The 25,398-nt window shown below is 70.4% G+C and carries 23 protein-coding genes and 1 pseudogene; 11 read left to right on the top strand and 13 right to left on the bottom strand.

Annotated features, from left to right (window positions below; all coding sequences use genetic code 11):
* Positions 1-71: 71 nt before the first annotated feature.
* The 6 genes from ACWGDB_RS33845 to ACWGDB_RS33820 form a co-directional block, all read right to left on the bottom strand.
* Complete coding sequence (locus ACWGDB_RS33845; protein ID WP_453825960.1) at positions 72-1,433, bottom strand: DUF2278 family protein; 1,362 nt, start codon at positions 1,431-1,433, stop codon at positions 72-74.
* Between the two features lie 60 nt (positions 1,434-1,493).
* Positions 1,494-2,474: an endonuclease/exonuclease/phosphatase family protein gene (locus ACWGDB_RS33840; protein ID WP_453825959.1), complete on the bottom strand. Its 981-nt coding sequence runs from the start codon at positions 2,472-2,474 to the stop codon at positions 1,494-1,496.
* Positions 2,475-2,729: 255 nt separating this feature from the next.
* Positions 2,730-3,917, bottom strand: a complete 1,188-nt coding sequence (locus ACWGDB_RS33835) for an XdhC family protein (RefSeq protein WP_453825958.1) — start codon at positions 3,915-3,917, stop codon at positions 2,730-2,732.
* The gene (locus tag ACWGDB_RS33830) at positions 3,910-6,033 is read right to left on the bottom strand and encodes a xanthine dehydrogenase family protein molybdopterin-binding subunit (protein WP_453825957.1); all 2,124 of its coding nucleotides are present in this window, start codon (positions 6,031-6,033) and stop codon (positions 3,910-3,912) included. Before ACWGDB_RS33830 ends, ACWGDB_RS33835 begins: the two co-directional genes overlap by 8 nt.
* Positions 6,030-7,022, bottom strand: coding sequence for an FAD binding domain-containing protein (locus ACWGDB_RS33825; RefSeq protein ID WP_453825956.1), 993 nt, complete (start codon positions 7,020-7,022; stop codon positions 6,030-6,032). The genes ACWGDB_RS33830 and ACWGDB_RS33825 overlap by 4 nt, the downstream gene beginning before the upstream one ends.
* Complete coding sequence (locus tag ACWGDB_RS33820; protein ID WP_453825955.1) at positions 7,019-7,597, bottom strand: (2Fe-2S)-binding protein; 579 nt, start codon at positions 7,595-7,597, stop codon at positions 7,019-7,021. Before ACWGDB_RS33820 ends, ACWGDB_RS33825 begins: the two co-directional genes overlap by 4 nt.
* Before the next feature lie 411 nt (positions 7,598-8,008).
* Between ACWGDB_RS33820 and ACWGDB_RS33815 the strand changes: the two genes are divergently transcribed.
* Positions 8,009-8,587: a TetR/AcrR family transcriptional regulator gene (locus ACWGDB_RS33815; protein WP_453825954.1), complete on the top strand. Its 579-nt coding sequence runs from the start codon at positions 8,009-8,011 to the stop codon at positions 8,585-8,587.
* 26 nt (positions 8,588-8,613) lie between these two features.
* On the opposite strand, the pseudogene ACWGDB_RS33810 reads toward ACWGDB_RS33815, so the two are convergent.
* Positions 8,614-8,883, bottom strand: a pseudogene (locus ACWGDB_RS33810) (winged helix-turn-helix domain-containing protein); the annotation flags it as partial.
* Between the two features lie 331 nt (positions 8,884-9,214).
* Between ACWGDB_RS33810 and ltnD the strand changes: the two are divergent.
* The 7 genes from ltnD (at position 9,215) to ACWGDB_RS33775 (ending at position 16,193) form a co-directional block, all read left to right on the top strand.
* On the top strand, positions 9,215-10,174 hold the full coding sequence (ltnD, locus tag ACWGDB_RS33805) for an L-threonate dehydrogenase (RefSeq protein WP_453825953.1): 960 nt from the start codon (positions 9,215-9,217) through the stop codon (positions 10,172-10,174).
* 1 nt (position 10,175) lies between these two features.
* A complete protein-coding gene (gene otnK / locus ACWGDB_RS33800; protein ID WP_453825952.1) occupies positions 10,176-11,459 on the top strand; it encodes a 3-oxo-tetronate kinase in 1,284 nt (427 codons plus the stop codon).
* Positions 11,456-12,148, top strand: a complete 693-nt coding sequence (locus ACWGDB_RS33795) for a class II aldolase/adducin family protein (RefSeq protein WP_453825951.1) — start codon at positions 11,456-11,458, stop codon at positions 12,146-12,148. The genes otnK and ACWGDB_RS33795 overlap by 4 nt, the downstream gene beginning before the upstream one ends.
* Positions 12,149-12,202: 54 nt before the next feature.
* Positions 12,203-13,513: an MFS transporter gene (locus ACWGDB_RS33790; protein WP_453825950.1), complete on the top strand. Its 1,311-nt coding sequence runs from the start codon at positions 12,203-12,205 to the stop codon at positions 13,511-13,513.
* Positions 13,514-13,579: 66 nt separating this feature from the next.
* Positions 13,580-14,392, top strand: coding sequence for a 2-oxo-tetronate isomerase (gene otnI, locus ACWGDB_RS33785; protein ID WP_453825949.1), 813 nt, complete (start codon positions 13,580-13,582; stop codon positions 14,390-14,392).
* Positions 14,389-15,435 carry a D-erythronate dehydrogenase gene (denD, locus tag ACWGDB_RS33780; protein WP_453825948.1) on the top strand — a complete coding sequence of 349 codons (1,047 nt, stop codon included), beginning with the start codon at positions 14,389-14,391 and terminating at the stop codon, positions 15,433-15,435. The genes otnI and denD overlap by 4 nt, the downstream gene beginning before the upstream one ends.
* Before the next feature lie 5 nt (positions 15,436-15,440).
* Positions 15,441-16,193: a FadR/GntR family transcriptional regulator gene (locus ACWGDB_RS33775; protein ID WP_453825947.1), complete on the top strand. Its 753-nt coding sequence runs from the start codon at positions 15,441-15,443 to the stop codon at positions 16,191-16,193.
* Positions 16,194-16,511: 318 nt separating this feature from the next.
* On the opposite strand, the gene ACWGDB_RS33770 is transcribed toward ACWGDB_RS33775, so the two are convergent.
* The gene (locus ACWGDB_RS33770) at positions 16,512-17,381 is read right to left on the bottom strand and encodes an MBL fold metallo-hydrolase (protein WP_453825946.1); all 870 of its coding nucleotides are present in this window, start codon (positions 17,379-17,381) and stop codon (positions 16,512-16,514) included.
* A gap of 325 nt (positions 17,382-17,706) precedes the next feature.
* Between ACWGDB_RS33770 and ACWGDB_RS33765 the strand changes: the two genes are divergently transcribed.
* On the top strand, positions 17,707-18,597 hold the full coding sequence (locus ACWGDB_RS33765) for a PfkB family carbohydrate kinase (RefSeq protein WP_453825945.1): 891 nt from the start codon (positions 17,707-17,709) through the stop codon (positions 18,595-18,597).
* 230 nt (positions 18,598-18,827) lie between these two features.
* Here the strand turns inward: ACWGDB_RS33765 and ACWGDB_RS33760 are convergent, their stop codons facing one another.
* The 3 genes from ACWGDB_RS33760 to ACWGDB_RS33750 form a co-directional block, all read right to left on the bottom strand.
* Positions 18,828-19,058 (bottom strand): hypothetical protein, encoded by a 231-nt coding sequence (locus tag ACWGDB_RS33760; RefSeq protein ID WP_453825944.1) that lies wholly within the window; start codon positions 19,056-19,058, stop codon positions 18,828-18,830.
* A gap of 143 nt (positions 19,059-19,201) precedes the next feature.
* Positions 19,202-20,644: a sensor histidine kinase gene (locus ACWGDB_RS33755; protein WP_453825943.1), complete on the bottom strand. Its 1,443-nt coding sequence runs from the start codon at positions 20,642-20,644 to the stop codon at positions 19,202-19,204.
* The gene (locus ACWGDB_RS33750; RefSeq protein ID WP_453825942.1) at positions 20,641-21,351 is read right to left on the bottom strand and encodes a response regulator transcription factor; all 711 of its coding nucleotides are present in this window, start codon (positions 21,349-21,351) and stop codon (positions 20,641-20,643) included. The genes ACWGDB_RS33755 and ACWGDB_RS33750 overlap by 4 nt, the downstream gene beginning before the upstream one ends.
* Before the next feature lie 64 nt (positions 21,352-21,415).
* Between ACWGDB_RS33750 and ACWGDB_RS33745 the strand changes: the two genes are divergently transcribed.
* Together ACWGDB_RS33745 and ACWGDB_RS33740 are read left to right on the top strand one after the other, a co-directional pair.
* Positions 21,416-22,609 (top strand): UDP-N-acetylglucosamine--N-acetylmuramyl-(pentapeptide) pyrophosphoryl-undecaprenol N-acetylglucosamine transferase, encoded by a 1,194-nt coding sequence (locus ACWGDB_RS33745; protein WP_453825941.1) that lies wholly within the window; start codon positions 21,416-21,418, stop codon positions 22,607-22,609.
* Entirely contained in the window at positions 22,606-23,634 is a 1,029-nt protein-coding gene (locus tag ACWGDB_RS33740) for a GDP-mannose 4,6-dehydratase (protein WP_453825940.1), read from the top strand. The genes ACWGDB_RS33745 and ACWGDB_RS33740 overlap by 4 nt, the downstream gene beginning before the upstream one ends.
* Positions 23,635-23,797: 163 nt before the next feature.
* On the opposite strand, the gene ACWGDB_RS33735 is transcribed toward ACWGDB_RS33740, so the two are convergent.
* Positions 23,798-24,874, bottom strand: coding sequence for a DUF6745 domain-containing protein (locus ACWGDB_RS33735; protein ID WP_453825939.1), 1,077 nt, complete (start codon positions 24,872-24,874; stop codon positions 23,798-23,800).
* A 78-nt stretch (positions 24,875-24,952) separates the two neighbouring features.
* The gene (locus ACWGDB_RS33730; protein WP_453825938.1) at positions 24,953-25,279 is read right to left on the bottom strand and encodes a hypothetical protein; all 327 of its coding nucleotides are present in this window, start codon (positions 25,277-25,279) and stop codon (positions 24,953-24,955) included.
* Positions 25,280-25,398: the final 119 nt, after the last annotated feature.

Raw genomic sequence — 25,398 nt, 5'->3', positions numbered from 1 at the left:
GCTGTACGCCAGTTGCGTAGGAGGTGGAGCACTACGGAGGAGTCCGGTTGGTGCTCAATGTAGCTGAAGAACTAACAGGTGCCCGTCGGCGGGAAGTTCGATGTCGAGGACATCTCGTCGAACGTAAATGGCCCCCCGCCGGCAGCGGTGACAGCGACCGTGCCGCCAGAACCTGGGGACTCACAAGCAGGCCAGCCATGAGCCAACTCCACACAATCCGCAGCCGAGCGCGCACCGCCATGGTGAGCGTCGTTCCGCTTAGGATCGTCTTCAAGCCTCTCCCCAACACGGCGGGGTCTTCGTGCCCGTGCCATGTCTCGCATGGCGTTCCCGGCCCGTCCTGACCGCCGTCGCGCTGCTCGGACCGAACCGTCAGGACGAGAACCGGCACTGGGGCGAGCCGGACCGGCTCGACGAACCGGACGATCCGCGTGCGAGCGAGCCGTGTACGCCCTCGCCCTGGGGAGGGAACGTCCGCGTATGGTCAGGATGTCGAGCTCCCGGCCGTGAATGGCGCAGGCGAGCAGACCGATGACGTACTCCAGGAGCGCCGGACGCGGTCGCACGGTGGCGCCTGCGGCAACTTGCTCCGCGGGCAGTGGGAACATGTGATCGTTCTCGTCGGCCAGTTGCCAGCCGTTGAGGTCGACGGATTGAGGTGAGGCGTTGATGAGGGTCACCGTCTCCCGCTCGGGTGCCGGGCCATCGGGGTTGACCATGGCGGCCAGGATGCGCACTTCGGCTTCGCGCTGGACGGGCCGGGCAGGCGCCGTCTCGATGGGGTGGCCGGTTTGTTCGTCGGTGTGCCAGGCCTGGGACTGGAAGGCCAGGAAAACGGCCACCCAGCGAGATTCGGCGGGGAAATGGAGTATCAGCGCGCCGTCCTGCCAGACTCCGTTACTGGAACGGAAGCGCCCTACGCTGCCCTGGTTCATGTGGATGTCGTGCACACCATTGCCGGGCTCGAAGTCGAACACCTTGTCGCGCTTGTTGCGTTCCGGTCCCCATCGCTCGCCGAAGAGGTACAGGGCGGCCGTTGGATCGCCGATGGCGCGCTCGATGTAGTGGTCCAGCCTGTCGGACAGGTCGTTGTCGGGGCCGATCACATCGGGGGGCAGCTCGCGCATCGATTCCGGGGTGAAGAGATTCCCGCGGATGAAGTCCAGGCTCGCCGTGCCCGGTCGGGACTGCAGCTCCGTCCATCCACTCCCTGCCGGGGGAAGCTGTGCGGTCACGGGGTGCCGGAAATCGTCGATGGCCAGGAACAGCAGCTCGGAGGGAGACTCCTGGGACAGGACATTGATCGCACCGCGGTAGTGCGTGCCCCTGCCGTCGGTGAGATGGAGCTGGTAGTGCGGGGTGTCGTCGGGCGCCCCTTCACGGCGCCGGTCGATGACCCTGCACGCCAGCACTCCGTAGTTCTTCAAAGGCATGAGTCTTCCCTCCGCCAGTGGTCAAGCCGGAACAAAGCCGGTATGGAAAAAGGGGAAAGGCTAGAGATCGAGAACCACCCAGGCGGGATCGTGATCCGATCCGTCACCGCCATGCCTGGTACGTCGGTCGATGTGAGAGCTCTTGTGCCGCGTCGTGAGGCTCTTGCTGAGCCAGATCTGGTCGAACAGCTCGTACTTGGCGGGCCGGCCGTTCTCCTTGAATCGATGGGTCCACGACCCAGAGGCGGGCGGCGGCGGATCATCAGGCTTCGGTGCCCGGGTCTCCTCCGGATGCGCGAGCGCCTCCGTCAGGCTCAACTGACCTGCAGACTCGGTCAGTTCGCTGAGTGTCGGTGCGTCAGGCGTGTCGTTCATGTCGCCCAGCACGATGTAGCGACCGTCGGGGCGGGTCCGTTCGCCGATGATCCTTACGATGGTCTCCGCCTGGCGGGTGCGTCGCTCGTCGGCGCGGCGCTTGCCCTCTTCGGGGTCGGTGCCCCGGTCGACGAACTGGCTCTTGAGATGGTTGTTGAAGACGGTCAGCAGATGCTTGTCGGGGTCACGGGGATCCAGTATGTGCACTTCCAGCAGGTCCCGGCTGAATACACGTTCACCAGGTACGTCCGGATGGACCGCGTGCTGCCAGGAAGTCACCGCCCCCACCGGGAACTTGGACAGAACGGCGATGTCAATCAGGCGGGGATCATTGCCCTCGATCAGTGAAAGGTGCGGATAGGCACCGCCAAGATGTTGAGCAACGAAGAAGCGCAGGGTGTCGATGTCCTCGACTTCCTGCACCGCCAGTACGTCCAGGTCCATGTCACTGATCCGCCGGGCGAGCACCTTCTGTTCCTCGGGGTCTATGCCCTTGACCAGCTTGCCTTTGTACCTACGGATCCGCACGCTCTTGGGGTCGTCGAAGACATAGCTCGAGGTGAGCCGTCCCTCGTCATCAACCGGATGGACAGCCGATATCTCTGCCCGGAAGTTGAACCGTGAAAAGAGATTGTTGAGGTTGAATGTTCCTACGGCGACATCCATGGTGAACTCCGAGATCGACCCTCATTCCCCTATCGCCTCGAACATGTCGAGCGTAACCCGATTGGCCGACAGGCGAAAACGGAGCCGATGCCTTTGCCGGGAGGCGACCCGCCCGGTTCCGGATGGCACATCTGTCACTGGCCGACCGAATGTGAGCCAGACGGTGTGCCGATCACGGAAACGGTCTCGTTCGGCTGGCGTGGAAAGGAAGCTTCGGGATCGGTGATCTGGGAGTGCGGGGCTGCTCGGCCCGGGCTACGAAGCGAGGTCCGCGACCCCGGTGGACGGTTTCCGCCCGCCGGGTGAGCGGTGGGAGAGAGCCGGAGCCGTTGCCCTGTGGTGGATCGGTGTCCCCGAGCCGGTCAGCGGCAGACCCGTCCCGCCTCTGCGGGCCGCGACGATCTCCGCGGCGATCGACAAGGCGGTCTCCTCGGGCGTACGGCCTCCGAGGTCGAGCCCGATGGGTGACTTCAGCCGCGCCAACTCCGCCTCACTCAGGCCCACTTCACGCAACCGACGGTCCCGGTCGATGTGGGTACGGCGCGAGCCCATCGCGCCCACGAACGCGACCGGCAGCCGCAGCGCGACATCCAGCAGGGGGACGTCGAACTTGGCGTCGTGCGTGAGGACGCACAGCACGGTCCGGCTGTCGGTCCGGGTGCCCCGCAGATAGCGGTGCGGCCAGTCCACGACGACGTCGTCCGCCTCGGGGAAGCGTGCCGGCGTGGTGAAGACCGGCCGGGCGTCGCACACGGTGACGTGATAGCCCAGGAACTTGCCGACCCGCACGAGCGCCGCGGCGAAGTCGACCGCACCGAAGACGATCATCCGCGGCGCAGGCGTGCTGGACTCCACGAGCAGGGTGAGGCCGTCCGGGCAGTGCGAGCCGTCCGGCGACAGCTCCACCGTGCCCGTGCGTCCGGCATCGAGCGCGGCCAGGGCCTGTGCCGCGGCCGTGCGGTCGAGGTCCTCGTGGATCCCGAGGCCGCCCTCCGTGGAGCCGTCGCCGTGGACGAGCAGGGTGGCACCGAGGTGCGCGGCCGGGCCCTCGACGACTCGGGCCATGGCCACCGGCTCGCCCTTGGCCACCATCTCCACAGCGGAGCACAGCAGCGCCCTGACGGGAGTGTCCACGAGCACGGGCGTGACCATCACGTCGAGGACACCGCCGCAGGTCAGACCTACGGCAAACGCATCCTCGTCGCTGTACCCGAAGCGCTCCAGCACGCTCTGCCCGGTCTCCAGCGCCTGCGCACACAGGTCGTAGACCGCGCCCTCGACGCATCCGCCCGACACCGAGCCGATGACCGTGCCGGTCCTGTCGACGGCGAGTGTGGCGCCGGGGCCCCGTGGGGCGCTGCCGCCGACGGACACGACGGTGGCGACGGCGACATCGTGCCCCTCGGCCAGCCAGTTCTTCAGCTCCGGCAGAAGGTCAAGCATCGCGGCCCGCCGTCAGGACGCGGTCCGGGCGGATGGGCAGACTGCGGTGCCGTACGCCGGTGGCGTGCCAGACCGCGTTGGCGATGGCGGCCGCGGCGCCGACGATGCCCACCTCGCCGATGCCCTTGATGTCGACCGGGTCGTCGGGGTCGGTGTCGTCCACCCAGTCCGCCTCGATGCGCGGGACGTCGGCGTGGGTGGCCACGTGATAGCCGGCCAGGTCGGCGCCGACGGGCCCGCCGAAGGCCGGGTCGCGCACGGCTTCCTCGTGCAGGGCCATGGAGATGCCCCAGATCATGCCGCCGGTGAACTGGCCGCGTGCGGTCAGCGGATTCACGATGCGGCCGGCGGCGAAGATGCCGAGCATGCGTCGTACGCGCACCTCACCCGTGGCCGGGTCCACGGCCACCTCGGCGAACTGGGCGCCGTAGGAGTGTCGTTCCATGTTCGCGAGCGCGGCGATCTGCGCGGTGGTGTCCGAGCGTACGGTGATTCCTCCGGCGGGGATGACCATGCCGGGGACGAGTCGTTCCCGCAGTTCGCGGGCGGCCGCGACGATGGCCATGGACCAGGAGCGGGTGCCCATCGAACCGCCCGCGATCATCGCGAAGCCGAACTCGCTGTCTCCGATCCGCACGGTCACCTGCTCCGGTACGACGTCGAGGGCGTCGGCCGCGACGAGAGTGAGCGCGGTCCGCGCGCCGGTGCCGATGTCGGCCGCCGATATCCGGACGGTGAAGCGGCCGTCGGCCTCGGCGGTGATGGCGGCGGTGGAGGGGGCGGCGCCCGCGGGGAAGGACGCGGCGGCGGTGCCGGTGCCCAGCAGCCATCGGCCTTCGCGGCGCACACCCGGCCGGGGATCGCGCTCGGTCCAGCCGAAACGGCGAGCGCCCTTCTCGAAGCAGGCGCGCAGGTTGCGCTGGGCGAAGGGCAGGCCGGAGACGGGGCCCTTGTCCGGTTCGTTGCGCAGTCGCAGTTCGATCGGGTCGATCCCGCACTTCTCGGCGAGTTCGTCGAGAGCGGACTCCAGCGCGAAGGCTCCCGGAGCCTCACCGGGCGCGCGCATGAAGGTGGGGCTGGGAACGTCGAGGCGTACGACGCGGTTCTCGGTGTGGTGGGCGTCGGCGTCGTACATCACCCGCGCCACGCCTGCGCTCGGCTCGACGAACTCGTACACGGTGGCGGTGCGGCTCACCGAGCGGTGGTCCAGGGCACGCAGCCGCCCGTCGGCGTCGGCGCCGAGCCTGACCCGCTGGACGGTGGGGCTGCGGTGCCCGGCCAGCGAGAACATCTGGGGCCGGGTCAGAGCGACGCGCACCGGACGCTGGAGGATCGTCGCGGCCATCACGGCCGCCACCTGGTGGGCGCGTACGCCCTTGCTGCCGAAGCCACCGCCGACGTGTTCCGAACGCACCCGCACCGAGGCGGGATCCAGCGAGAACAGGTTCGCCAGCTCGCCGACGACCCAGGTGGCGCCCTGGTTGGAGTCGACCACCTCCAGTCGGCCGTCGTCCCAGCGGGCGGTCGCCGCGTGGGGCTCCATGGGGTGGTGGTGTTCCTCCGGAGTGGTGTACTCCTCGTCCACGACGGCTGCCGACGTGGCCAGTTCGGCTTCCAGGTCGCCCTTGTCCGTCACTCCCGGCATGTGGCCGTCCACCGGATAGGAGTCCGGGTGCTCGCCGGTGAACTCGATGTCGTGCGGCAGCGGTTCGTAGTCGACGATCAGGGCCTCGGCCGCCTCCCGCGCCTGCTCGGGTGTCTCCGCGACGACCAGGGCCACCGGCCAGCCCAGGTGGGGCACGGTGTCGTTCTGGAAGACGGCGCAGGTGGGGTCGGGCCTGATGCCCAGCAGGCCGACGTAGTCGGTCTCCAGGCGCGGGGTGCTGCGGTGGTCCAGGACTGCGACGACGCCGGGCATCTCGAGGACGGAAGCGCTGGCGATGTCGCGGATGCGGCCCCGCGCCACGGTGGACAACACCAGCCATCCGTAGGCGAGTTCGGTGAACGGTATGTCGCCCGCATAGCGTGCCGCGCCGGTGACCTTGTCCCGGCCCTCCACCCGGACGTGACCGGTGCCGACCGCACGTACGGCGGCTGATTGCGCGGTGGTGGTCATCGAGCGGCCTCCTCGGCGAGTTCGCTCAGCACGGCCACGGTCAGGTTACGCATCAGGGTCACCTTGTATCCGTTGTGCGGCAGCGGCCGGGCCGCCGCGAGTTCGGCTTCGGCGGCGGCCGCGTACGTCTCGGCCGTGGCGGGCGCCCCGATCAGGACCCGCTCTGCGGCGCGTGCGCGCCATGGCCGCGAGGCGACCGCGCCGAACGCCAGGCGGGCGTCGTGCACGACCCCGTCGCGGATGTCGAGCGCGGCCGCGACGGAGCCGATGGCGAAGGCGTAGGAGGCGCGCTCGCGCACCTTCCGGTACCGGGAGCGGGCCGCGACCGGCACCCGGGGCAGGGAGACGCCGGTGATCAGCGCACCCGTCGGCAGGGCCGTCTCGCGGTGCGGGGTCTCGGCAACGGGAAGATACAGCTGACCGACCGGCAACTCGCCCTGCCCGTCGGCGGTTTCGTAATGCAGAACTGCGTCGAGGGCGGTCAGGGCAACGGCCATGTCCGAGGGGTGTACGGCCACACATGTCTCGGACGCGCCGAGGATGGCGTGGTTGTGGTGCTCGCCGCTGATGGCCGGGCAGCCGCTGCCGGGTTCGCGCTTGTTGCACGGCTTGGTCGTGTCGGTGAAGTAGGCGCAGCGGGTGCGCTGGAGGAGGTTGCCGCCGACCGTGGCCATGTTGCGCAGCTGGCCGGAGGCACCGGCGAGCACCGCCTGGGCCAGCATCGGGTAGTGGCTGCGGACTACGGGGTGGGCAGCGAGGTCGCTGTTGGTGACCGTCGCGCCGACGCGCAGTCCGCCGTCGGCGGCCGGCTCGATGCGGTCCAGGGGCAGTTCCCGTACATCGACGAGGCGGGCGGGGCGTTCTACTCCGCTCTTCATCAGGTCGACCAGGTTGGTGCCGCCGGCGAGGTAGCGGGCGTCCGGATCGTCGTCGAGGAGGGCGACGGCACCCGACACGTCGGGGGCCCTGCGGTAGTCGAACTCCCTCATGCGGCAGCCTCCCTGGACTGGGCCGGCACGTCCGCGGCTGACGAGGCGTCGGCCTCGGCCGCTCGTGCGACGGCCTCGACGATCGACGTGTAGGCGCTGCAGCGACACAGGTTGCCGCTCATCCGCTCACGGATCTCGTCCGGGGTCAGCGGTGGCGGCCCGGCCGCCGGACGTACGTCGTCGGAGGCGGCGCTCGGCCATCCCGCCGCGTGCTCCGCGAGCATGCCGATCGCCGAACAGATCTGTCCGGGGGTGCAGTAACCGCACTGGTATCCGTCGAGTTCGAGGAACGCCTGCTGCACCGGATGCAGGTGGTCGCCGTCCGCGACGCCTTCGATGGTGGTGATCTCACGTCCTTCGGCCGCGACCGCGAGTTGCAGACAGGCGACCGTCCTGCGGCCGTCGACCAGAACGGTGCAGGCACCGCACTGCCCCTGGTCGCAGCCCTTCTTGGTGCCGGTGAGATCGAGTCGCTCGCGCAGGGCGTCGAGCAGGGTGGTGCGGTGGTCGACGGGCAGCGTGTGCTTCTCGCCGTTGATGTGCAGGGTGATGACGCTGGACGTCGATAAGGCCATGAGCAACTTCCTTCAGGCATGCGGTACTTGAGGGGCTCCGAGCCTCGGGCGTGCGTGAACCTGGAAGGCGCCGTCTCGGCTACCTGGGGTGCGCGTCGCCGTGAGGGTGTGCCGGTGGTGCGCGGCCTCGCTGGTGATCGGGTGCGCTGGTAATGAGTTGGGGGGTGATGGTGAGCGTTTGGGACAGTGGGGGCGTGACGATGGTGCGCTTGAGCTCGTGGGAGCGCATGGAGTGCACGAGGTACACGGCGGAAGATGAACAGCGCTGAACGGTGGCAGAGGACTGACGTGCCTGTCGTGTCCGAAGCTAGAGTGGACCCCAACCGGACATCTGTCCGCTACCGGGAAACGTAACGGACAGCTGTCCGCTTGGCAAGGGTGCGCTCCTGCCACGTGCCTCAAGGAGTGACGGTGCAGCACAAAAAAGACACCCCTCTGCGCTCGGACGCGCAACGCAACCGTGAACGCATCCTGTGCGTCGCCCTGACCGAACTGACGCAGTGTCCGGACGCGCCCCTCAGCACCATCGCCAAGAAGGCGGGGGTCGGCCAGGGCACGTTCTACCGCAACTTCCCCAACCGCGAGACCCTCGTCCTGGAGATCTACCGCCACGAGATGCAGCAGGTCGCCGACAGCGCGACGCAACTGCTCCAGGAGCTGCCGCCGCAGCAGGCCCTGCGCACCTGGATGGACCGCCTGGCCGAGTTCGCCATGACCAAGGCGGGCCTGGCCGACGCGATCCGCCTCGCCACCGGTGCGCCAGGAGGCCCGGCTAAACCCTCCCCCACACCCGTCGCCGAGGCAGCCGAACTCCTGCTCCGCACAGCCGAGGAGGCAGGCACCATCCGCCCCGGGGTCACGGCCGACGACTTCGTCCTCGCCATCGCGGGCCTGTGGCAGATGACCCCGACGGAGGACTGGCGACCGCGCGCGGCACGGCTTCTCGACCTGGTCATGGACGGGTTGCGGGCGGGTGCGGAGAGGCCGTGAAGGTCAGCGTCGTGTGACCGCACGCGACCGCGTCCGGTCTCGATCAGGCCCGGCATCTGCAGCTTGGCGCGCAGGGACGCGGCAGTCACGTCCAGCAAGCGTCCGGTTCGCTCCCGATGGGCGTGCGAGACCTCGCTGATGATCTGCTGCCGGTGGACAGCGGAGCCAGTGCGCTCGGCGAGCAGGCTGAGCAGATCGAACTCCTTGCGGGTGAGTTGGACGGTCGAACCGCCTCCGCTCCCTTGCCGGGTGGACACTTCGATGTGCACGGGGCCAAGGCGCAGGATCGTCTTGCCGCTACGGCTGTCCGGGTCCTGCGACTCCAGGAGGCCCTCGGTGTCTTGCCCCGGGTCGCCCCAGGCCCGTGCCGGTAGTTCACGTAACGGCTGGACGACTCCCGTGTTGCGCGCGAGCAGGTCGAACACGCGGAATTCCGTGGGCGTCAGCTTCAGCGGCGCATCGGCCACGCCGGTCTCGAAGTGACCGGCATCACAGTAGGCAGGGAGTTCATCCTCAGGTCATCATATGACCTGAGCACCGTACGACCGGGCGAGCGACCAGGGTCGCGCGCGGTACGAGACCGAGCCGCGCCCGGTGAGAGAGCCGCACAGCAGGACGAGGATGGGCATGAACGACCAGCAGACGCCAGACAGGTCGGCACGGCCGCGCGTGGGCGTGGTGGGGCTCGGGGCCATGGGTCTCGGCATGGCACGCAGCCTGCGCGGCGCGGGCCACGAGGTGGGGGTCCACGACCTCCGACCGCAGGTGGCCGCGGACTTCGCCCGGAACGGCGGCAGCGCTTACGCCTCCCCCGCCGCCCTCGCCGCCGAGACGGACGTCCTCGTCGGCGTCGTGGTCAACGCCGCGCAGGTCGACGCCGTGCTGTTCGGCCCCGAAGGCGCCGCCGACCGACTCCGCCCGGGTGCCGTCTACGTGATGTGCTCAACGGTCGACCCGGGCTGGTCCGCCGAGCTGGAGGGGCGGCTGGCCGAGAAGGGCGTGCTGTACCTGGACGCCCCCATCTCCGGCGGCGCCGTCCGCGCGGCCGCCGGTGAGCTCACGATGATGACCTCCGGCTCCCCCGCCGCGTACGCACTCGCCGACCCGGTCCTGGAGGCCATGAGCAGCACGGTCTACCGGCTGGGCGAGCGGGCCGGGCTCGGCTCCCAGGTCAAGATCGTGAACCAGCTGCTCGCGGGCGTGCACATCGCGGCGGCGGCCGAGGCCATGGCCCTCGGCATCAAGGCCGGGGTCTCGGCCGAAGCCCTGTACGAGGTCATCACGCACAGCGCGGGCAACTCCTGGATGTTCGAGAACCGCATGGCGCATGTGCTCGCCGGGGACTACACGCCGCTGTCCGCAGTCGACATCTTCGTCAAGGACCTCGGGCTGGTGCTCGACGCCGCGCGACCCGACAGGTTCCCGCTCCCCCTCGCCTCCACCGCGCACCAGATGTTCCTGCACGCCTCGGCTTCCGGGCTCGGCGGCGAGGACGACAGCGCGGTGATCAAGATCTTCCCGGGCGTGGACCTGCCGAAGCCGGCCGACCTCCCGGATCCGACGGACCTGCCCAAGGCGGAGGGCTGACATGGGAGTCCGACTCGGCTGCCTCGCCGACGACTTCACCGGCGCCACCGACCTCGCGAACAACCTCGTGCGTGCGGGCATGCGCGTCGTCCAGCTGATCGACGTACCGGAGGACCGGACCGACGCGCAGGCCATCGACGCCGACGCCGTCGTCATCGCCCTCAAGTCGCGGACGACCCCCGCAACCGAAGCCGTCGACGCCTCACTCCGGGCCCTCGCCTGGCTGCGGTCCGCCGGCGCCGAGCAGATCTACTTCAAGTACTGCTCCACCTTCGACTCCACCCCCGCGGGCAACATCGGCCCGGTCACCGAAGCACTGATGGACGCCCTGGGCGCGGACTTCACGATCGCGACTCCGGCGTTCCCCGACAACGGCCGCACCGTCTTCAAGGGCCACCTCTTCGTCGGTGACGTGCTGCTCAGCGACAGCGGGATGCGGCACCATCCGCTCACGCCGATGACCGACCCGAACCTCGTCTCCGTACTGCAGGCCCAGACCGGGCGGCCCGTCGGTCTCGTCGACCACACCGTCGTCGCCGGCGGCGGCGATGCCGTCCGGACCCGGTTCGACGAGCTGCGCAAGGAGGGTGTCGGGGTCGCGATCGTCGACTCCGTGTCCAACCGCGACCTCGTACGGTTGGGCGAGGCCGTACGGGACCTGCCGCTGGTGACCGCCGGTTCCGGACTCGCGATCGGGCTGCCCGCGAACTGGGGCTTCGAGCCGTCCGCCGCGGCCGCGCAACTGCCGCCGGCCGACGGGCATGCCGCCGTCGTCTCAGGCTCGGTGTCCGACGCCACGAACGGGCAGGTGCTGGAGTTCCTGCGCACCGGACGGCCCGCGTTCAGCGTGGACCCGCTGCGGATCGCGGCCGGTGAGGACGTGGCCGGGCAGGCGCTCGCCTTCGCCGAGGCGCACCTCGCCGACGGGCCGGTCCTCGTCTACTCCACCGAGGCACCCGATGCCGTACGGGCCGTCCAGGGCCGGCTCGGTGCCGCCGAAGCCGGTGAGCTCGTGGAGCGGACACTGGCCCGGGTGACACGGGGACTCGTGGACCGCGGGGTCCGCCGGCTCGTCGTCGCGGGCGGCGAGACCTCGGGCGCCGTCGTCCAGGCGCTCGGCATCACCCGCCTCCGTATCGGACCGCAGATCGCGCCCGGGGTGCCCTGGTGCGCGGCGACGCTGCCCGGCGGCGACACCCTCCACATCACCCTCAAGTCCGGCAACTTCGGCGGCCCCGACTTCTTCACGGACTCGCTGGCCCTCCTGGACGGGGAAGCATCGTGACCACCGACGTGACCACGGACACCACACCGGACACCCTCGTGGACGCCGCGCGCCGCGAGATCGTCCGGGTCGGCACCAGCCTGTTCGCCCGGGGATACGTGCACGCCAGCGCCGGAAACATCAGCGCGCGGGTCGGCGACAGCCACCTGATCACGCCCACCGACGCCGCCCTCGGCTTCCTCGACCCCGACCGGCTCGCGCTGGTCGACGCCTCCGGTGAGCAGGTGGCGGGCGACCGCGCCAGCAAGACCCTCGCGCTGCACCGGCGCATCTACGAGGCCGACCCCACGGCCCGGTTCATCATCCACACCCACTCCACGCACCTGGTCGGGCTCACCCTGGCCGGTGTGTGGCACCAGGACGACGTGCTCCCGCCCATCACCCCGTACTACGTGATGAAGGTGGGGCACGTTCCACTCGTCCCTTACCACCGGCCCGGTGATCCGCGCGTGGCCGACCTGGTGACCGCCCGGATCGCCGACCGGGCGGCGGGCGGCACCCCGATCAGGGCCGTGCTGCTGGAACGTCTGGGCCCCGTCGTCTGGGGTCCCGACCCGGCCACCGCCCTCGCCGTCCTCGAGGAACTCGAGGAGACGGCACGTCTCTGGCTCCTGACCGATCGTCGCCCTGAGCCACTCCCCCGTCACGCGATCGACGAACTGAGGTCCACGTTCCGAGCAGCGTGGTGACCAGCCCCCCACCCCGTCAGAGAATCCCCTGAGCCGCTTACGAAGGATTGCTCCATGTCCCTGTCTGCGACGACGGACGAGGCCACCCCCGACCTCGCCCGTGAGAACGCCGTCTTCCGCAAGGTCGTACGACGCATCGTCCCCTTCCTGATCCTCTGCTACGTCTTCTCGTACCTGGACCGCGTCAACGTCGGCTTCGCCAAGCTGCAGATGTCGGACGACCTCGGGTTCAGCGAGGCCGCGTACGGCCTGGGCGCCGGTCTGTTCTTCATCGGCTACTTCCTCTTCGAGGTGCCGTCGAACCTGATGCTGCAGCGCATCGGCGCCCGTACCTGGATCGCCCGGATCATGATCACCTGGGGCGTGGTCTCGGCGTCGTTCATGTTCGTCAACAGCGAGACCACGTTCTACGTGCTCCGGTTCCTCCTCGGTGCCGCGGAGGCCGGCTTCTACCCGGGCGTGATCCTCTACTGCACCTACTGGTTCCCCTCTCACCGGCGGGCCCGGGTGATCGCGCTGTTCATGTCCGCGATCCCGGTCGCCGGCATCTTCGGCAACCCGCTCTCCGGCTGGATCATGGAACGTTTCCAAGGCGTGAACGGCTGGCAGGGCTGGCAGTGGATGTTCCTGCTGGAGGCCATCCCGGCGCTGATCATCGGTGTGGCGACGTTGTTCTACCTCGACAACGGAGTGCGCGACGCGAAGTGGCTCAGCGACGAGGAGAAGGACATCGTCGAGCGGGCGATCGCAGAGGACACCGCGCACCGGACCGTGCACGGCAAGACGTGGGACGCCTTCCGCGAGCCCAAGGTGTGGCTGATGTGCCTCATCTACTTCTGCTTCGTGATGGGCCAGTACGCCCTGACCTTCTGGATGCCCACCTTCGTCCAGTCCACCGGCATCGAGGGCAGCCTCGCGATCGGTGTGCTGAGCGCCGTGCCGTTCCTTGCCGCGCTCGTCGCGATGAACGTGTTCGGGCGGTCCGCGGACAAGCGCCGTGAGCGCCGCTGGCACCTGGTGATTCCGTCTCTGATGGGCGCCGTCGGCTTCTCGCTCGCGGCGAGCTGGTCCGGGTCGACCGCACTGTCCCTGGCCGCGCTGTCCTGCGCCGCGGCCGGTGTGCTGACCTGTGCCCCGCTGTTCTGGTCGCTGCCGACCGCGTTCCTGGGCGGCACCGCCGCGGCCGCCGGTCTCGCCGTCATCAACTCGGTGGGCAACCTGGCCGGCTTCGTCAGCCCGTACATGATCGGCGCGCTCAAGGACGCGACCGGTTCGACCGAGCTCCCGATGTACGTGCTGGCGCTCAGCCTCGTCGTCGGCGCGGGCGCGGTCCTCACCACGAAGAAGCAGATCGTCAACCGCTAGCCGGATCGTCCACCGTCAACCGCTAGCCGGGCCGGATGGTCGCCGGCCCGACCGAGGAGCCACACCATGCCGAGGTTCGCCGCGAACCTGTCGATGATGTACACCGAACACGATTTCCCCGACCGTTTCGCCGCGGCCTCGGCGGACGGCTTCGAGGCCGTCGAGTACCTCTTCCCGTACGCCTACGAGGCCGTCGAACTGCGCCGCCTGCTCGACGAGAACGGCCTGCGCCAGGTCCTCTTCAACGCACCGCCCGGCGCGTGGGACTCCGGCGAGCGCGGTACCGCGGCGCTGCCCGGGCGCGAGGTCGAGACCCGCTCCGGGATCGAACGGGCCCTGGAGTACGCTGCGGCTCTCGGCAGCCCCCGGGTACACGTGATGGCCGGACTGGTCGGGCCCGACGCCGTGCCCGCGGCCCGGGACACGTACCTGGCCAATCTCACTTGGGCCGCCGAGAAGGCCGCCGCGGTCGGCGTCGACATCCTGATCGAGCCGATCAACGGCCGTGACATGCCCGGCTACTTCCTGAGCCGGCAGGCCGAGGCACACGCCGTGGTCCAGTCGGTGGGCGCGCCGAATCTCAAGGTGCAGCTCGACCTCTACCACTGCCAGATCGTCGAGGGTGACCTCACCACGACCCTGCGCCGGGACCTGCCGACCGGCCGGGTCGGCCATCTGCAGATCGCGGGCGTCCCCGACCGCCATGAGCCCGACCAGGGCGAACTCGCCATCGGCCATCTGTTCACCGTCATCGACGAGCTGGGCTTCGACGGCTGGATCGGCTGCGAGTACTGCCCCCGCGCCGGTACGAGCCAAGGGCTCGGCTGGCTGAAGAACAACCTGCACGTCCGAGGATTCCGAGGAGAAGAAACCGCATGAGGATCGTCATCACAGGTGGCTTCGGCTTCCTGGGCCGCCGGGTCGCCGCGGCACTGCTGGAGCGCCGGACGTTCCGCGGCGCGCCCGTCGACCGGCTCGTCCTCGCCGACCGGTTCGTACCGCCTGCGGCACCCGAAGCGGCCGATCCGCTGGTCGACATCGTGCAGGGCGATCTGGCCGACCGGATCGGCGAGGTGTTCGCGGAGCCGGTGGACGTGCTGATCCATCTCGCCTCCGCGGTCTCGGCCGAGTGCGAGGCCGACTTCGACCTCGGGATGGGCGCCAACCTGGACACGACCAGGGCGCTGCTCGACGCCGCACGGACGCAGTCGGCCGCCGGCGGGCCGACGGTACGCGTCGTGTTCTCCAGCAGCGTCGCGGTGTACGGCTCCGACCCGACGCTGCCGCTGCCGCCGGTGGTCAGCGAGGCGACGCTGCCGACCCCACGGTCGAGCTACGGGACGCAGAAGCTGGTCTGCGAGCAACTCCTCGCCGAGTACACGCGACGCGGTTTCCTCGACGGGCGTGTGACCCGGCTGATGACCGTGTCGGTGCGGCCGGGCAAGCCGAACGCGGCCGCCTCCGGCTTCCTCTCCGGGATCGTCCGCGAACCGCTCGCGGGCCTGCCGGCGACCTGCCCGGTCGATCCCGCCCTGCGGGTGGCCCTGGCCTCGCCGCAGCGCACCGTCGAGGGCATCCTGCGTATCGCCGAGGCCGAGCGGGGCTCCGGTCCGGGCCGGATCGACGGCGTGCTGCCGGTCAACCTGCCGGCGCTCACGGTGTCCGTCGCCGACATACTGGCCACACTGCGGCGGATCGCCGGGGACTCCGTCGCCGACCTGGTGACGATCTCACCCGACCCGGCCGTCGAAGCCATCGTGGGCTCATGGCCCGCCGCGTTCGACAACGCGCGCGCCTCCGCCCTCGGCCTGGAGCCCGACCCGAGCTTCGAGTCGGTGGTACGCGACTACATCAAGGCGCACCCGGAGGCGGTCGTCGAGCCGCTCGCGGCGAGTCCGACGGGGTCCGCGCCGATAGACTGAACACCATGTTTTCCAAGGTGAGCGGTCCCGTCCGGCTCGCGGATCAGGTCGCCGCGATCCTCGCGGAGGAAATCGAGTCCGGACGGCTGGCCGAGGGCGACAAGCTGCCGACGGAAGTCGAGCTGGTCAAGCAGCTCGGCGTCAGCCGTACGGTGGTGCGCGAGGCCGTGTCCCGGCTCCGCAACGCGGGCCTGGTCGAGCCGCGCCAGGGCCGCGGCGTGTTCGTCCTGCCGCGCCGCACCCGGCCGCTCGACCTGGAGGCCGAGGCCGCCGACACCAAGTCCAAGGTCCTGCAGATCGTGGAAGTGCGGCGCGCGATGGAGGGCGAGGCCGCGTCCCTCGCGGCCTCCCGCGCCACGGCCGCCGACCTCTCCCGTATGCGGGCGGCCCTGGACGCGATCGACGCGGCGGTCGCGGCCGGCGGTGACGGTGTGGAGGAGGACCTGGCCTTCCACCGATCCATCGCCGAGTCCACCGGCAACGCGGTCATGGTCTCGACCATGCGGTACCTGGGCGAGGTCATGCGCAGCGGTATCCGCGTCACCCGCGCCAACGAGGCCCGCCGCGGCGACTTCATCGAACAGGTCCGCAAGGAACACCACGCCATCTTCGCGGCAATCGGCACGGGCGACCCGGACGCGGCCCGCGCCGCCGCGCTCACCCACATGAAGCACGCGGCCTCCCGGCTCCAGGACGCGGACGAACGGTTCTGGACGGAGACCGAGGACCTGGCCGTGGACCTGGACGCTGCTCGCTGATCGGGTCAACGGCCGCTTGCCAGCGCGTCATACGGCTCCAAGTAGTCCTCGGACGGGGCCCGCACTCACGGCCGGAGGTTCATACTGCGCGTGCACTTCACATCCGACGACTCGCTCTCGCGGAGCGTGCCGAACCGTCTGCGTTCAGCTTCACCCGGGCCGTTGGGCCGGCCCTCGAAACTGAGCTTCGCGGACCGGATGTAGCTCCAGTCCAAGCCGACTGCCGCCTCACAGTCTTCAGCCCCGTCGACGACGAGACCGCCGAGAAATGGGAGCGTCTGCATGCCCTCTTGGCCTGACCTCGCCGAACGACCGCGATCACGCCGAGAGGAACGGCTCCGTCAAATGCGGCGTCGCCAGATGGAGCGTGGAGGCGGCTGCGCGGCCGAGCATGCGCTGCCTTGAGCGCCTGGCCGCCTCAGGGTTGGCCTCGTGCGCGTAGGCGAGCTCGGGGTGGAGCAGTTGCAGCGCGTGCACCAGGAGGTCGCCGGTGACGAGCGCCAGCTCGCGCCCCTCGGCGACCAGCACGCTCTGGTGTCCGGGCGTGTGACCGGGCGTGGCGACCACGCGCCCTGCGCGCAGCGGTGTGTCCCCGTCGAGGAGCCGGAGCCGACCGGCGGCCGCGAGCGGGTCGGTGAGGGTCTCACGAAGCTGCGGGTTGAGCGCGTCGAGGGCGTCGAACTCGGCCCGCTGGAGAAGGTATTCGGCGTTCGGAAAATAAGGGCGGCGGCCGCTGGTCGCACCGCCGGTCGAAGCGTTGCCGTCCACCGCGCCGCCCGCTGATGGGACGGCCGCCTCGGTCACGACCGCCCACCCGACGTGGTCGGTGTGCAGATGCGTGAGCACCACGGTGTCGACTTCAGCCGGATCGATGCCCGCGGCGGCGAGCGACTCGGGGAGCGCACCGGGCACGGGCGCCCACGAGGCGGCCGGGCTGTCCGCCGGACCGATCCCGGCGTCCACGACGGTGAGGCCTTTATCACCGCGTATCGCGTACGCGCGGAACTGGAGCCGCCAGCGGCCCTCGGCGTCGACCGCGCCCGGGTCGTAGCGGTCGGCCTCGGCCCACTGAGCGGCCGTGGCCTCGGGGAAGGCATCGGCGCGCGGGGAGAAGAACGGGCCCTCCCCGTCGGCGAGGGCGATGATCTCGGTCGAGCCGATCCAGAGGCGGGGAACGAGGAGGGACATGGCCGTGATCCTGCCACGCCTTCCACGTGAGTGGTGGCTCGCCCCGTGCCGTGATGATCTCGATGTGGGGCGAGGTGATCTCTCAGATGAACAGGGTGAAGTGCAGGGGTCGTTGCTGCCTGTGGCGCTGTTGGGTCGGCCGTCGGTGTGCCAAGGCGCGCCTACCGCTCCCTGATCGCCGACCGTCTCGACATCACCAGCGGGCGGGCGGATGGGTCACGGCGGGCCGGGGCACGGATGAAGGAACCGGGTCCGTTGATCTCGGGGGAGGCGGCGAGTCCACGACGTGACCCCCGGGCGCCGGGCCGAGAGGAGATGTGACTGGATGGGGCCACGAAGGACAAGCCGGCCTGGAGGGCTGTTCGTCGGCCTGTGCACACTGGATGTCATCCAGCTCGTCGATCGCGTCCCGGCGCCCGACGAGAAACTCACCGCCCGCGAACAGACCGTGGCCGCCGGCGGCCCGGCCGCGAACGCGGCCGTGACCTTCACGCACCTGGGCGGCGCGGCCAGGCTGCTCACCGCGATCGGCTCCCACCCGCTGGGGCTCGCGATCAAGGCCGACCTGGAGCAGGCCAGAGTGACCGTGTCGGACCTGGCGGTTCAGTCGACCGACCCGCCCGCTGTGTCCTCCATCATGGTCACCGCCTCCAGCGGACAACGCGCCGTCGCCTCGACCAACGCAACCGGACGCAGGCTCGCCCCACCCGACGATCTGGACGCGCTGGTGGCAGCCTGCGACATCGTCCAACTCGACGGCCATCACATGGAACTGGCCACTGCCACCGCCCGAGCCGCGCGAGTCGCCGGCCGCCGCACCGTCCTCGACGCAGGCAGCTGGAAGCCGGGGACGCAGAACCTCTTGCCGTGGATCGACGTAGCCGTCTGCTCCGCCGATTTCCACCCGCCTGGCGCCCACACCCCCACCGACACTCTGCAGTTTCTCGCACGCCACGGGGTCGCCTGGGCGGCGGTCACGCGGGGAGGCGGGCCCATCGTGTGGGCAGGCCCCGACAACAGCGGGACCATCGCGGTGCCCACCGTGCCGGTGGTGGACACTCTCGGCGCGGGAGACGTCCTGCACGGAGCCCTCACCCATCACCTTGCCGACAAGCGGCACCTGACCTCACAGAGCTTCGTGCAAAGCCTGCACGCCGCCGCCCTCATCGCCTCACGGGCATGCACCTCGTTCGGCACCCGAGCTTGGATGCACTGACCAACATTGGGTCCCAGTTTCGCTGTTGCAAGATGCCGGCCACCCGCTGCCCAGCGGAACCGTTACGCCGCATCGTTCGGCATCTGACCATCGGCATCTGACCATCGGCATCTGACTATCGGCATCTGACCAACCGCGGCGTACGGGGCGCGGTCCCACGCCTCGTACCCGCCAGGCTCCGCGGCTCGTCCTCGGCTACCGCCGCAACGGCCCACACCTGCCTGCGCACCTCATCCTGCCCACGCTCCCGACAACGTCAGCACCACGCTCACCCCCGCGACGAGAACCATGCACAGGCGCAGCCACCTCGCGAAGTTGTCGCCGTCCTCCCACCACTGCTCCGCTTCAGGCGAGGCACCCTCTGCCGGGTATGCGGCCAGAAGACAGGCGCAGTACGGGCAGCCCGCGGGGTCGGCCGGGGTCTGGTGCGCGTCGTCCAGCGCTGCGAACCGATCGTCCATGCGCCGTTCAACCGACGATCGGCCGGGCGGGCAACGTCCTCAGCGGTGTTCGAGGCCGGACCGCAACCTCGGATAGCCGCACGGCACATTCCGCCGACCACTGCCGCCCAAGCGGACTCCGTCGCCATGCATGTTCGCCGGGTTCAGGCGCGTCGACACGGAACCCGCAGCCGGAAGAGCGCCCCTCCCCCGGGCGCGTGCTCGGCTGCCAGCTCGGCGTCGTGTGCGTGGGCGATCTGGCGGGCCATGGCCAGCCCGAGGCCGGAGCCGGGCAGGGCACGGGCGGTGCGGGCCCGGTAGAAGCGGTCGAACACGTAGGGGAGGTCGTCGTCGGAGATGCCGGGGCCGTGATCGCGGATGGTCAGTTCCAGCGTCCCCGTGGCGGTGGTGAGCGTGACCTCGACGGGACGGCCGGGCGGGCTGAACTTGGCGGCGTTGTCCAGCAGGCTCGACAGCAGCCGGGAGAGCCTGGCCGGCACACCGGCGACCGTGGCGGTACGCACGTCGGGGTCGGCCGAGAGCTCGAAGAGCACGGCCGGCCAGTGGTCACGGGCTGCGTCGACGGCATGCGCCACGACGTCAGCCAGACGTACGTCCTCGATCAGCGGGTCCGGTTCCTCGTCCCGGGCCAGTTCGATCAAGTCGTTGACCAGGAGGGTCACCTCTCGTAGCTGGCGGGCGAGCGCGTTCGCCGCGCGGTCGCGCTGGGCGTCGTTGAGGCGGGAGGCCTTGGTGAGCAGTTCGGCGTTGGTGCGCAGAGCGGTCAGCGGGGTGCGCAGTTCATGGGAGGCGTCGGCAACCAGGCGGCGTTGAGCGGTGACGGACTTCTCCAACTCGTCCAGCATGGTGTTGAAAGAGGACGCGAGGCGGGTGATCTCGTCGTCCCGTCCAGGGCCTTTCGGCGGCAGCTCGATGCGGTGCCGGGCGTCGCGCGTGGAGGCGATGCGCTCGGCAGTGGCCGTGAGCCGGCTGACCGGTGCCAGACCCGTGCGGGAAACCCAGGATCCGAGCACTCCGGCCAGGACCACGCCGGCTCCGCCCATGACAGTGAGCAGTACCGCGGCCTGCCGGACGCCTCGGTCGACGGTGTCGGCACGCACGGCGACCTGGATGGCTCGGCCTTCGTCGAGTGGTGTGGTGAGCATCCTGGCGCTGTGGCCCGCCAGTCGCACCTCGCTGTAGTAGGGCCCGTGGGCGTCGGAGGCGACCTCGCGGGTGGTGTCGGTGACGGGCAGCAGGTACGGCTGTTCCGGGTCGTCAGCTGGCTGCGCGGGGACCAGCTGGGCGCAGGCCGGAGCGGCGAGGAAGCGGCACTGGCCCTGCACGACGCCGGGCGGCTCGTGCCGGTACTGCTGGGCGGCGAGTCGCGCCGACTGGGTCAGGTGCAGGTCGAGCTGGTGGACCAGTTGGTGACGGATGACCAGGAAGGCTGCGGCGCACAGGCCTACGGCGACGGCCGCCACCGCCAGGGACGCGGTCACGGTCAGGCGGGTGCGCAGGGGGCGGCGACGCAGCCATCGGGCGTGCCGGCGTCGAGCGTTGCGTTGCGGCTCGGGCTGCGAGCGGTGGCGTCGTGGTGCGGTCATGGCAGGTCCAGCCGGTAGCCGACTCCGTGCACGGTGTGGACGAGCCGGGGTTCGCCGCCCGACTCCAGCTTTCGGCGCAGATAGCCGACGTAGACGGCGAGGGAGTTGGACTCGGGGCCGAAGTCGCGGCCCCAGACCCGTTCCAGGATCGTCTCCCGGGGCAGCACCTGTCCGGGGTGCCGCAGCAGCAGCTCCAGCAGGGAGAACTCGGTGCGGCTGAACTCGATCGCGCGCCCTGCCCGGCGTCCGGTCCGCGTTGCCGGGTCGACCACTAGGTCGGCAAAGCCCAGCTCGCCACCCGCGTCCGGCTCGGCCACGGCGGTACGGCGCAGCAGGGCCCTGATCCGTGCCACCAGCTCGTCCAGCGCGAACGGCTTCACCAGGTAGTCGTCGGCCCCTGCCTCCAGACCGTCCACCCGCTCACTGACGGAGCCGAGCGCCGTGAGCACCAGCACCGGCGTACGGTCGCCGAGGGCACGCAGGCAACGGCAGACCGCGAGGCCGTCCAGGCCGGGGAGCATGACGTCGAGCACCACGGCGTCGGGCTCCCAGTCGGCGATGGCGGTCAGCGCCGCCATGCCGTCCTCCGCACCGCGCACCTGATAGCCCTCGACGGCGAGCCCGTCCTCCACGGCGTACCGCACCTCCGGCTCGTCGTCGACCACCAGGACCTTCGGTGCGCTCGGGCACCCTCCATCACCACTCATGGCAGACAGCCTGCCAAAACGCGCTCTTAGGAACTTCTTAGAGGCGGTCAGCAGCGTGATCGCCATGAGGACACCGCACATATCCCAGGCCCGGCTGTCGGTGGTGATCGGCGCGGGCGGCACGGGTGGGCACATCTATCCCGGTCTGGCCCTGGCGGACGCGCTGCGGCGAACCGCGCCCGACGCCGTGATCTCCTTCGTGGGCACCGAACGCGGGCTGGAGACCCGGCTCATCCCCGAGGCCGGCTACCGCCTTCACACCGTCGACATGATCCCGTTCGATCCGTCGCTCGGCGCCAGACGCTTCCTGCTGCCCGCGGCGCTGATCAAGTCCGGCACCCAGGCCAAGACGGTGCTGCGCGCGCAGGGCGCGCAGGTCGCGGTCGGCATGGGCGGCTACCCGAGTGCCCCGGTGATCGTCGGGGCCCGGATGGCCGGGCTGCCCAGCGTCATCCACGAATCGAACGCGGTACCCGGACGCGCCAACCGGTTCGCCGCACTGCTCACCGACCAGATCACCCTGGCCTTCGAGGAGAGCCGGGGACACCTGACCGGCAGTCGGCACGCCGACGTCGTGGGCATGCCGATCGCCGCGGACCTGGCGGCGCTGGACCGGACCGGTCAGCGCGCAGGGGCCCGGCGGGCGCTCGGGGTTCCGGTCGAGGGCCGACTGCTGATGGTGAACGGCGGCAGCCTGGGAGCAACCCGGCTCACCGCAGCGGCCACCGGCCTCGCCCAGCGCTGGCGACACCGGACCGACGTACACCTGCTGATCAAAACCGGGCCGGCCGCCCTGGAGGAGACCCGTCGGCAGCTCGCCGTGACCGGCGGTGACCGGGTGGCGAGCGCCGTGCCCTATCTCGACCGCATGGACCTGGCGTACGCCGCCGCCGACCTGGCTGTCTGCAGGGCAGGGTCAGCGACCGTCGCCGAACTCGCGACGACTCGTACACCGGCCGTCCTGGTGCCCTACCCGTACGCCCCGGGCGACCACCAGACCCACAACGCCAGGGTCCTGACCGACGCGGGCGCCGGGCTGCTGCTGCCCGACGCCGAAACGGACACCGACCGCCTGGCCGGCCTCACCGAGCCACTGCTGGCCGAGCCGTCCCGGCTGGCCGCCATGTCCGCCGCCGCGCATCCCGGCCGACACGCACAGGCGGCCGACCTGCTGGCCGCCCATGTGCTGCGTCTCGCAGGCCGCCCCTCCCGCCATCCCATCCTTCCCACGACGACCGAGACGGAGATCGCCCGATGACCACCCCCACTCCCCAGCCCACGCCCACCGACTTCGACTGGACCGGACGCAACGTGCTGGTCACCGGCGCCGAGGGTTTCATCGGCTCCACACTCGTCGACCTCCTCGTCTCCCGCGGTGCCCGCGTCCGCGCCTTCGTCCACTACAAGCCCTACGCCGACAAGGGCCACCTCGCCGCCTACCTCGCCGACCCGCACAGCCCCGTCGAAATGCTCGCCGGCGACGTCCGGGACGCGGGGCGGGTCATGGACGCGGTCGAGGGCTGCGACACCGTCTTCCATCTCGCCGCGCTGATCGGCATCCCCTACAGCTACGACTCCCCCGGCGCCTACGTCCAGACCAACATGGTCGGCACCGAGAACGTGGCCGAAGCCTGCCGCCGGCACCAGGTGCGCCGCCTGGTGCACACCTCCACCAGCGAGGTCTACGGCACCGCACGCACCGTGCCGATCAGCGAGGACCATCCGCTGCAGCCGCAGTCCCCCTACTCCGCGTCCAAGATCGGCGCGGACATGATGGCGCTGTCGCACTGGCACGCCTTCGAGCTGCCGGTGACGGTCGTACGCCCCTTCAACACCTACGGCCCCCGGCAGTCCGCCCGTGCGGTGATCCCCACCATCCTGTCCCAACTGCACGCCGGAGCACGTCAGATCAGGCTCGGCTCACTCACGCCCACCCGCGACTTCACCTACGTCACGGACACCGCCCACGGCTTCCTGGCCCTGGCCGCCTGCGACCGCGCCCTCGGCCACGCCGTCAACCTCGGCACCGGGCAGGAGATCTCCGTCGGCGACCTCGCCAAGGCGCTCATCAACGCCTCCGGCCGCGACGCCGAGATCGTCGTCGACCCGGGGCGGCTGCGGCCGACGGGCAGTGAGGTCCACCGGCTGCTCTCCGACAACTCCCGCGCCCGGGAGTGGGCCGACTGGGAGCCGCGGGTCCCGCTCGACGAAGGACTGCGGCTCACCTCCGACTGGGTCGCCGACAACCTCCACCTCTTCGCCGCCGACCGCTACCAGGTCTGATCAAGCCGCGGTCCGCAGCATGTCTTCAGCGTCGGCGGCACTCGCAGGCCATGCGGGCCGCCGACGCCCGGACCACGATCCTCCTTTCCCGTGACGTCGCCACACGGCAGCGTCCCGCCCGGGACGACCATCCGGCACAACACACCCCCGTCCGCCCTTCCCTTCACGTCTCCGCCATCGGCGCGTACACCTGCTCCTCGAGCCCGAAGGTCCACGCAACGCCCGCTCGCGCTGTCCGCGTCGAGGGCGGCACCCGTAGCCAGTAGGTCCGCCGTGTCCCGTCCGGCTCGGGGGTGGAGTTGAGGACCTCCACCATGACCACCGGTTCGTCGTCCACCAGGTCGATGCGCCACAAGGTGCCTGTCTCGTCCTGGTGGAGGGGGCGGGCACCCGAGTCGGCCAGGTAGCGGTCGTAGCCGTAGTACTCCAGCATCACGCGCCGAAGCTCGGCGTTCTCCTCGGCTCGGATGCGCTCCGGTGTGAGGGTGGACAGTTCGGCGAGGAAGGTGGCGGGGACGGGCATGCCGCGCCAGGCGTGCAGGGCGAAGCCGTCCGGGTAGGCGAGGGCCGGGCCGTCGCCGTGGTCGAGTCGGCCGGCCTCGTCGCGGTGCAGGGCCACGGGCCGCTCGGAGAGGACCGCAACTCGGGCGTAGGGCCACCACCAGCCGGCGTTGCGGCAGACCGCCGTCAGCGCGTCGAGCGGGCCGTCGACGGCGGGGAACGCGGCGAGCCACGGCGCGTCGTGCTGTCCGAGCACGGCGTCCAGGAGGAGCAGCCGGATCTCGGCGGCTTCCTTGCCGGTGTCCCGGCCGACGAGTTCCTCGATGACGCCCGTGCGGATCCGGTCCACGAGGGCTTGGGTGGAGTCCCACAGCCTTCCACCCGTCGCCGCCCAGTGCGCGGACCAGCCCTCGGCACCCAACTCAACGTGCAGGGAGCGTCTTTGCTGTGCCCAGGGGGCACTGCGCACCGCGTCCCGCACGCTCGGGCCGCGGTCCGAGAGGTCGTCCCGGATCAGCGTGACCGCCGCTCGCGGCGAACCCACCCACACCACGCGCTCCGGTTCGGCGAGTCCCGCCAGCCGGTAGGCCCGGCGAACGCCGTCCTCGGCGGCCGCACGATCGGCTGGGCCGGTCGCCGAGGCCCGCGCTCGCCATGGCCCCAGTTCGCCGGAGGCGATGTTCTCCACCCCCTGAGTCCCCTCAATGTCGGTCTCGGACTCGACGTTCGTTGTGCTCATTTGCTCCCCCTCCACCCTGGTTCTCTCCATCCTTTGCCTCTGCGCCCTTTGCCGCTTGTCCCTCCCGGCGTTCGCCGTTCAGTCCGCCACGATCCGCACGGAGCCGGGCACGTACTCCCGTTGCCGGATCACCCGGTACCAGCCCTTGGGCAGCGCGATCACCGCGTGCTCCTCGTGGACGACTCGGCCGCCCTGGGGCAGACGCAGCAGCAAAGGGCCGAACGGACCCGGCTCACGTATCAGTTCACCCGGACCGACAATCGCGTGAGCGTGGCCGGTGACCTCGCCCAGCGCCAGCACGAGCCGCCCCCGCCCGTCGCGCTGCTCCCTGGGCGCGTGTGCCACATGCGCCGGTACCGCCGCCTCCGTCACCGGCACGATCAGCACGTCTCCCTGTCGGTACATGGCTGTCCCCTCACCGCCGGGTGCACCGCGCACCGGCCTCATGACCACGACCGTAGGCGGCACCACTGACAACGCCCCGAACCCCGCCCCGCCGCACGCTGTTGTCAGTGGCTGTTGGT

It is taken from the genome of Streptomyces sp. NPDC055013, from assembly GCF_053608645.1.
The sequence above is the reverse complement of the archived record's forward strand: the minus strand, read 5'-3'. Positions and strand labels throughout refer to the sequence as shown.

What these genes read in the sequence shown, in the direction of transcription:
- ACWGDB_RS33745 (WP_453825941.1), top strand. Translation starts at nt 21,416, where the DNA reads ATGAGGACACCGCACATATCCCAGGCCCGGCTGTCGGTGGTGATCGGC.
- ACWGDB_RS33845 (WP_453825960.1), bottom strand. Translation starts at nt 1,433, where the DNA reads ATGCCTTTGAAGAACTACGGAGTGCTGGCGTGCAGGGTCATCGACCGG.
- ACWGDB_RS33840 (WP_453825959.1), bottom strand. Translation starts at nt 2,474, where the DNA reads ATGGATGTCGCCGTAGGAACATTCAACCTCAACAATCTCTTTTCACGG.
- otnK (WP_453825952.1), top strand. Translation starts at nt 10,176, where the DNA reads ATGGGAGTCCGACTCGGCTGCCTCGCCGACGACTTCACCGGCGCCACC.
- ltnD (WP_453825953.1), top strand. Translation starts at nt 9,215, where the DNA reads ATGAACGACCAGCAGACGCCAGACAGGTCGGCACGGCCGCGCGTGGGC.
- ACWGDB_RS33740 (WP_453825940.1), top strand. Translation starts at nt 22,606, where the DNA reads ATGACCACCCCCACTCCCCAGCCCACGCCCACCGACTTCGACTGGACC.
- otnI (WP_453825949.1), top strand. Translation starts at nt 13,580, where the DNA reads ATGCCGAGGTTCGCCGCGAACCTGTCGATGATGTACACCGAACACGAT.
- ACWGDB_RS33835 (WP_453825958.1), bottom strand. Translation starts at nt 3,917, where the DNA reads ATGCTTGACCTTCTGCCGGAGCTGAAGAACTGGCTGGCCGAGGGGCAC.
- ACWGDB_RS33755 (WP_453825943.1), bottom strand. Translation starts at nt 20,644, where the DNA reads ATGACCGCACCACGACGCCACCGCTCGCAGCCCGAGCCGCAACGCAAC.
- ACWGDB_RS33730 (WP_453825938.1), bottom strand. Translation starts at nt 25,279, where the DNA reads ATGTACCGACAGGGAGACGTGCTGATCGTGCCGGTGACGGAGGCGGCG.
- ACWGDB_RS33790 (WP_453825950.1), top strand. Translation starts at nt 12,203, where the DNA reads ATGTCCCTGTCTGCGACGACGGACGAGGCCACCCCCGACCTCGCCCGT.
- denD (WP_453825948.1), top strand. Translation starts at nt 14,389, where the DNA reads ATGAGGATCGTCATCACAGGTGGCTTCGGCTTCCTGGGCCGCCGGGTC.
- ACWGDB_RS33770 (WP_453825946.1), bottom strand. Translation starts at nt 17,381, where the DNA reads ATGTCCCTCCTCGTTCCCCGCCTCTGGATCGGCTCGACCGAGATCATC.
- ACWGDB_RS33760 (WP_453825944.1), bottom strand. Translation starts at nt 19,058, where the DNA reads ATGGACGATCGGTTCGCAGCGCTGGACGACGCGCACCAGACCCCGGCC.
- ACWGDB_RS33750 (WP_453825942.1), bottom strand. Translation starts at nt 21,351, where the DNA reads ATGAGTGGTGATGGAGGGTGCCCGAGCGCACCGAAGGTCCTGGTGGTC.
- ACWGDB_RS33775 (WP_453825947.1), top strand. Translation starts at nt 15,441, where the DNA reads ATGTTTTCCAAGGTGAGCGGTCCCGTCCGGCTCGCGGATCAGGTCGCC.
- ACWGDB_RS33765 (WP_453825945.1), top strand. Translation starts at nt 17,707, where the DNA reads ATGGGGCCACGAAGGACAAGCCGGCCTGGAGGGCTGTTCGTCGGCCTG.
- ACWGDB_RS33820 (WP_453825955.1), bottom strand. Translation starts at nt 7,597, where the DNA reads ATGGCCTTATCGACGTCCAGCGTCATCACCCTGCACATCAACGGCGAG.
- ACWGDB_RS33735 (WP_453825939.1), bottom strand. Translation starts at nt 24,874, where the DNA reads ATGAGCACAACGAACGTCGAGTCCGAGACCGACATTGAGGGGACTCAG.
- ACWGDB_RS33825 (WP_453825956.1), bottom strand. Translation starts at nt 7,022, where the DNA reads ATGAGGGAGTTCGACTACCGCAGGGCCCCCGACGTGTCGGGTGCCGTC.
- ACWGDB_RS33830 (WP_453825957.1), bottom strand. Translation starts at nt 6,033, where the DNA reads ATGACCACCACCGCGCAATCAGCCGCCGTACGTGCGGTCGGCACCGGT.